The organism is Agarivorans sp. (assembly GCF_050295395.1).
Lineage (GTDB): Bacteria > Pseudomonadota > Gammaproteobacteria > Enterobacterales > Celerinatantimonadaceae > Agarivorans.
Genome location: NZ_JBNKPP010000109.1, coordinates 1 through 6,007 on the forward strand (window position 1 = coordinate 1; position 6,007 = coordinate 6,007).

General features: G+C 45.3%; 6 protein-coding genes. 2 read left to right on the forward strand and 4 right to left on the reverse strand.

Annotated features, from left to right (window positions below):
* Window positions 1-1,128, reverse strand: a 1,128-nt coding sequence (gene glmS, locus ACQY6Q_RS06720) for a glutamine--fructose-6-phosphate transaminase (isomerizing) (protein ID WP_427979397.1), incomplete at its 3' end; no start/stop codon positions are given.
* Between the two features lie 22 nt (window positions 1,129-1,150).
* Window positions 1,151-1,915 carry a DeoR/GlpR family DNA-binding transcription regulator gene (locus ACQY6Q_RS06725; protein WP_427979400.1) on the reverse strand — a complete coding sequence of 255 codons (765 nt, stop codon included), beginning with the start codon at window positions 1,913-1,915 and terminating at the stop codon, window positions 1,151-1,153.
* Window positions 1,916-2,340: 425 nt separating this feature from the next.
* Here ACQY6Q_RS06725 and ACQY6Q_RS06730 point away from each other — a divergent pair, with 425 nt between their 5' ends.
* Together ACQY6Q_RS06730 and ACQY6Q_RS06735 are read left to right on the forward strand one after the other, a co-directional pair.
* Window positions 2,341-3,702, forward strand: coding sequence for an MFS transporter (locus ACQY6Q_RS06730; protein ID WP_427979402.1), 1,362 nt, complete (start codon window positions 2,341-2,343; stop codon window positions 3,700-3,702).
* A 112-nt stretch (window positions 3,703-3,814) separates the two neighbouring features.
* Window positions 3,815-3,997, forward strand: a complete 183-nt coding sequence (locus ACQY6Q_RS06735; protein WP_427979404.1) for a hypothetical protein — start codon at window positions 3,815-3,817, stop codon at window positions 3,995-3,997.
* Between the two features lie 71 nt (window positions 3,998-4,068).
* Here ACQY6Q_RS06735 and ACQY6Q_RS06740 read toward each other — a convergent pair whose 3' ends face one another.
* Together ACQY6Q_RS06740 and ACQY6Q_RS06745 are read right to left on the reverse strand one after the other, a co-directional pair.
* Window positions 4,069-4,566 carry a DUF1456 family protein gene (locus tag ACQY6Q_RS06740; RefSeq protein ID WP_427979407.1) on the reverse strand — a complete coding sequence of 166 codons (498 nt, stop codon included), beginning with the start codon at window positions 4,564-4,566 and terminating at the stop codon, window positions 4,069-4,071.
* Window positions 4,567-4,875: 309 nt separating this feature from the next.
* Entirely contained in the window at window positions 4,876-5,817 is a 942-nt protein-coding gene (locus tag ACQY6Q_RS06745) for an ABC transporter substrate-binding protein (RefSeq protein ID WP_427979409.1), read from the reverse strand.
* Window positions 5,818-6,007: the final 190 nt, after the last annotated feature.

The following is a 6,007-nucleotide window of genomic DNA, read 5'->3' on the forward strand; positions in this document are numbered from 1 at the left end:
ACAAATAGTAAGGCTAGCGGTATAACCTTGCTGCTGGGCCAAACGCAGCGCCGCTAAGGTATCGGCGGTTTCACCACTCTGCGATAGCGTCACTAACAGGCTATTTTTAGGGGTAAATGACTTGCGGTAACGAAACTCTGAGGCAATTTCTACGTTACAAGGAATACCAGCCAGCTCTTCAAACCAGTAACGCGCTACCATGCCAGAGTTGTAAGAAGTACCACAGGCAATGATCTGCACATGCTCAATAGTAGGTAAGATCTCGGCGGCCTTAGGGCCGAAGGCGCTGTCTAGTACCTTACCGTTTTTCAAGCGGCCTTCTAGAGTGCGTTGAATAGCAATAGGCTGTTCGTAGGTTTCTTTTAACATGTAGTGACGATACTGACCTTTGTCACCGGCATCATGTGAGGCGGTTGATTCGGTAATTTCACGCTCTACTCGCTCGCCAGTAGCATCGTAAATAGTTACCGAGCGGCGGGTCACTTCGGCCACATCACCTTCTTCTAAAAAGGCAAAACGACGCGTTACTGGCAACAAAGCTAATTGGTCTGAGGCAATGAAGTTTTCACCCACGCCATAACCGATCACCAATGGGCTGCCTGAACGCGCTACCACTAAGCGCTCTGGGTCACGCTTATCGGCAATCACCATGCCGTAGGCGCCTTCTAATTCGGCCACTGCCGATTGCACCGCTTCTACCAAGCTTTGATGATGTTTTATCTTGTGCTCTACCAAGTGCACAATTACTTCGGTGTCGGTATCAGATTCAAACTGATAACCCTTAGCTATTAACTGTTCACGTAGTTTGGCGTGGTTTTCGATGATGCCATTGTGCACTACCGCAATGGTTTCACATGAAACATGAGGGTGGGCATTACGCTCGCTAGGTTCACCATGAGTGGCCCAACGGGTATGAGCGATACCGGTGCCACCCAATACGGGAGTTTGCTCTAGAGCTTCGGCTAGCTCTTGTACTTTACCAAGGCGACGCACTCGGCTAAGCAAGCCATCGGCGGTAATGGTGGCCACGCCCGATGAATCATAGCCGCGGTACTCTAAGCGACGTAAACCTTCTACTAAAATATCGGCAACATCACGTTGCGCTACCGCTCCTACAATTCCACACATAGTCTATTCCTTATCGATAAAATTATTCTGCTATAACCACATTGACGCCCTGAGCTGAAATTTGCTTGGCGATTTTAGGGTCGAGCTGTTTGTCTGTGACTAAAGTTGAGATTTTTGACCATGCCAACTCTAGGTTATGAATTTTGCGGCCGATTTTGCTGGATTCGGCCAATACCACTACTTCACGCGCCACTTCGGCCATTACCTGACTTAAGCCCACCAGCTCGTTAAAAGTAGTGGAGCCTCGCTCTACATCGATGCCATCGGCACCAATAAACAATTGGTCGAAGTCGTAGGCACGTAATACTTGCTCGGCCACCTGTCCTTGAAACGCCTCGGAATGGGTATCCCATGTGCCACCGGTCATTAATAGCGTAGGCTCATTTTCCAATTCGCGCAGGGCCGCAGCAATACTTAAAGAATTAGTCATCACCACCAAGCCTTCTTTACCGGATAATTCTGGCAGTAAAGCGGCGGTAGTGCTGCCACTGTCGATGATGATGCGATTATGATCGCGAATTAATCCCGCAGCCGTATGCGCTATCGCTTGTTTTTGCGCAGAAACGTGTTCGTCTTGCGATTCGTTAATCAGTTCGCTGGGAATGGGTACCGCACCACCGTAGCGGCGCAACAATAAACCGTTGGCTTCTAAACTGGCTAAGTCCTTTCGGATCGTAACTTCAGAAGTTTCGAATAGCTGAGCTAGCTCGTCTACCTTGAGCTCACCTTGCTCGGCAAGCCGTTCTAGGATCAGTCTACGGCGCTGTTGGGTGTTTCGTTTGATCATTTTATTATTAAATAAGTTTCGATTCGAAAGTTATTATAGTTAAGCGAAACTTAAGATCAAGCAGCGAAACAACAATTTTTCCTGCTTTTATCCACCTAAGCAGCGTAAGTATATTAAGTATTAATAACGCGCCCTTAACGCTTAGCGCATTGACGAATGCGAACCACACCGCGAACACCACGACGCTAGAAAAAACTCATGTCTTCCGAAACAAACCGCTCTATTAGTAGCATTATATTATTTTGGCAAAAACCCAAAAGGCAGCATACAAAACCACAAAATGTGACACTGAAAACATTTTCAATGCTATATGTGATCCATATCACTTAAATTTTGTGGATTAAATCACCTTTTATCTTCACAATCGCGCCAGTTTTTTATTGCTTGGACTGCCCAAGTGCCCGTCCTCACTAGTAGGTAAGTTTATGAACACACAGAAACCCAAACTACGCTTTTGGCAAATCTGGAACATGAGTTTCGGATTCCTAGGCATTCAATTTGGCTTTGGCTTACAGAACGCCAACGTTAGTCGTATTTTCGAAACCCTTGGTGCCAGCATCGACCAAATTCCTATTTTGTGGCTGGCTGCGCCAGTGACAGGTTTATTGATTCAACCGATTATTGGTTACATGAGTGACCGCACTTGGAATGGTTTGGGTCGTCGTCGCCCTTACTTCCTAGCGGGTGCAATACTGTCTTCGCTAGCACTACTGGTAATGCCTAACTCACCTCACTTGTGGGTGGCTGCGGGTATGTTGTGGATTTTAGATGCCTCTATCAACGTATCTATGGAACCCTTCCGCGCCTTAGTAGCCGACAACTTACCATCGGAGCAACGCACTCAAGGTTTTGCCGTGCAAACCTTCTTCATTGGTGTAGGCTCGGTTATCGCTTCGGCCATGCCTTACATGCTTAGCAACTGGTTTGGCATTGCTAACACGGCGCCCGAAGGAGTAATTCCACCTTCGGTTAAGATTTCTTTTTACGCCGGTGCTATCGTATTTTTTGGCGCAGTATTATGGACGGTACTGCGCACTAAAGAATACAGCCCAGAAGAAATGGCGCGCTTTGAAAGCGATGAGCCAGAGCAAGAAACTAGCAATGGCCTAGCCAGTGTATGGCAAGACGTAAAACAAATGCCAAAAACCATGCGCCAATTGGCTGTGGTGCAATTCTTCTCTTGGTTTGCCCTATTCGCTATGTGGATCTACACCACTTCGGCGGTAACTAGCAGTGTTTATGGCACTAGTGACGCCTCTTCAGCCCTGTATAACGAAGGTGCCGACTGGGTAGGTTTGTGTTTTGCCATGTATAACGGGGTTAGCGCCTTAGCCGCCTTTGCTCTACCTTGGCTAGCTGCACGCACCAGCCGTAAGGTGGTTCACGCGCTTTGTTTAACCATTGGTGGCATTAGCTTGGCGGGCATGAACTTTATTAGCGACCCTAAATTGTTAATGATTAACATGGTAGGCATTGGCTTCGCCTGGGCCAGCATACTATGTATGCCTTACGCTATTTTAGCGGGCTCTTTGCCTAGCAAAAAAATGGGCTTCTTCATGGGCGTATTTAACTTCTTCATCGTAATCCCACAAATTTTAGCGGCAGGTATCTTAGGTTACGTGACGCGTGAATTCTTTGGTGGTGATTCTATGATGGCGCTAATGCTAGGTGGTGCTTCAATGGTGGTAGCAGCCGTTATTACCCTTAGCGTAACCGACCGTGATGACCCGCAATTAAGCGACGATAAAGAGCAGTCTATTAACCTGTCTGCGGCGCAAGGCGCTTAATATCACAAGGGGCTTAAGCTTTTGCTTGGCCCCAACTTGCTACACTGTTTAGCGATCCTTTTTCCCCTTTACTGCGTATTTATAGTTGAGCCTTTAATAGAGGAGTCAGCTGATGAGTCGCCACATCTTTCAAGCCGGTCGGCGTTGCCTGTACCATCAAGGCCAAGCCTTGATTGACAACTTTAGTGAAACCGAGGCTGTGTTTACCAGCCATCCTTACAGCACAAGCCCAGAGCAGGATGAGCAACAGCCAGAGCTTAGTGAGCTAGAGACCAATCCTTTTGAAGATCACTAATACCTTGGTTTAAATAGCAAAAAGCCGAGTAAAACTCGGCTTTTTTATACTAACTAGCAGCTAAAACAAACTTACTCGTCATCCCAACTAAAATCAGCCGCTTGCTCAGGATTAGGCCGGTATTTTAACTGTAAGCCATGTAAAAAATTACGCATCACTTGGTCTTTACATAGACGGAAGTGTTTATGCTCTGCTTTACGGAAAAATGCGCTCAGCTCATGCTTGCTTAATTGAAAACCAGTAAGGCCTAGAATCTCTAGCATATCTTCGGCTTTAAGGTTTAAGGCAATTTTTAACTTCTTTAATATAATGTTGTTATTTAAACGTTTTTCAGGCTCTGGTTGGGTGCCTTCGCGTTTGCCACGTTTTTCATTAATAAAACCATTGAGGAAAATCGCTAAAGTGCGGTCATTAAGACTGCGGTAGGCCGAGTCGTCGTCTTTCTTCAACCAGTCACTCACCTCGGCGCGGCTCACTTTTAAATCCGCTTGAGCAAAAATGCCAATCATCTTGTTATCGTTCAAATCAAAGCAATAACGAAGACGTCGAAGAATATCGTTGTTAGTCATGAGTGTTCCTGAATCAAATAAAACGCTAAGCACACTGGCTTAAAAACCAGCAGGATTCTACGCGATTGCGTGACAACTAGATAGCAAGATTAAGCGATATCTCAGTTAGCCTAGTTGAAAGGGCAGTTAAAGTGGTAATTTAGCGCAAAAAAAACGGCCTTAAAAGGCCGTTTGATTAACTTAAGTTAGGCTTGGTTAAAGCGCAACAACCCTAACACTAAAATCAAACATAATATCAAATGTAGATTAACGCAAGTAGACCCAACTATCGGTAAAATGAAATTTTTATAGCACTCTACACTTGCAGACTTACTCAACAAATTCGGCTTTAGCGCGGATATGTTCTGGTAGGTTAATCTTGTAATGTTGTAGCTGACTACGGCTAAATAGATAACGGCCTTTTTCGGCGGTTTTAGGCCCAAGAGTGTGTGGAACAGCGCCTGTAGATAATATAGTAAGCGCCATTTCGCCAGCGATTTTGCCTTGTTCATAACCCACCATCACCAAACCGCCAATAGTTTTATTTTTGCCAACGGCAAAGTCCCAAAAACCGTAAGGTGCCAACGGGGTGTGGTTTACCGACCAACTAATCACTTGCTCGGAATCCACATTTCGCTGATCCTCATCGGTGAGCGATTGATAGAGAATAAACGCAATAGCATCAAAACCTTCAGCCTTGGCATTTAACACGGTTTGTTGCCAGGTTCGCCAATCGTTAATCAGCCTGAGTTCCACTTCTACACCGGATATCAACTGCTGGGTTCGCTGGTCAAATACATCTCTAAAAATATACTGTGAAGTGGTGCTGTTATCTGACATAAGCAGGATACGCTTTAACTGCATATCATTGATTTGCTGAATAATAGTGATAGAGCGTTTAATCAGTGGCCTTTCTAACACACCCGTAATATTAAAACGCTGATGCACTTGGTAATGACGAGGATTGTTATTCACCCCTAAATACACTACTGGCACAGTGGTTTGAGCAAAGCGAGGGCCTAAATATTTAAGTGCGTTATCGTCACCGAGAATGACTAAATCAGGTTGAGTGGCTAGGTAGTGTTGCCAAGCCAATTCTGCTCGATTGGTATGTTCGGCAGGCGGCAACCGTTTAGTGTCCATTTCAAAGTAGCTGAGTTGATAATGCTCACTCAGCACCTCTTCTATACCTTGAATATAACTTTGATCCCAAGCAAAGCTCTGATGATAGCTTTCTATCACCAGAATTTTTGCTTGTGCGACTGCTAACATCGGCCAAAGCCACACTATAAGCAAACCGCAAGCCTGCATCAAATTTATCACTAAACACCTAATTTATATAAAGTAAATGCAGTATAGCTGGTGTATAAATAAAATGCTGAGCAATTATTAATTATCTATTAAAGCTGTGCGCGCTGATGGGGTTTATTTAAATCTAAAATCGGCCCTAACGGTACCACTC

What these genes read in the sequence shown, in the direction of transcription:
- ACQY6Q_RS06725 (WP_427979400.1), bottom strand. Translation starts at nt 1,915, where the DNA reads ATGATCAAACGAAACACCCAACAGCGCCGTAGACTGATCCTAGAACGG.
- ACQY6Q_RS06730 (WP_427979402.1), top strand. Translation starts at nt 2,341, where the DNA reads ATGAACACACAGAAACCCAAACTACGCTTTTGGCAAATCTGGAACATG.
- ACQY6Q_RS06735 (WP_427979404.1), top strand. Translation starts at nt 3,815, where the DNA reads ATGAGTCGCCACATCTTTCAAGCCGGTCGGCGTTGCCTGTACCATCAA.
- ACQY6Q_RS06740 (WP_427979407.1), bottom strand. Translation starts at nt 4,566, where the DNA reads ATGACTAACAACGATATTCTTCGACGTCTTCGTTATTGCTTTGATTTG.
- ACQY6Q_RS06745 (WP_427979409.1), bottom strand. Translation starts at nt 5,817, where the DNA reads ATGTTAGCAGTCGCACAAGCAAAAATTCTGGTGATAGAAAGCTATCAT.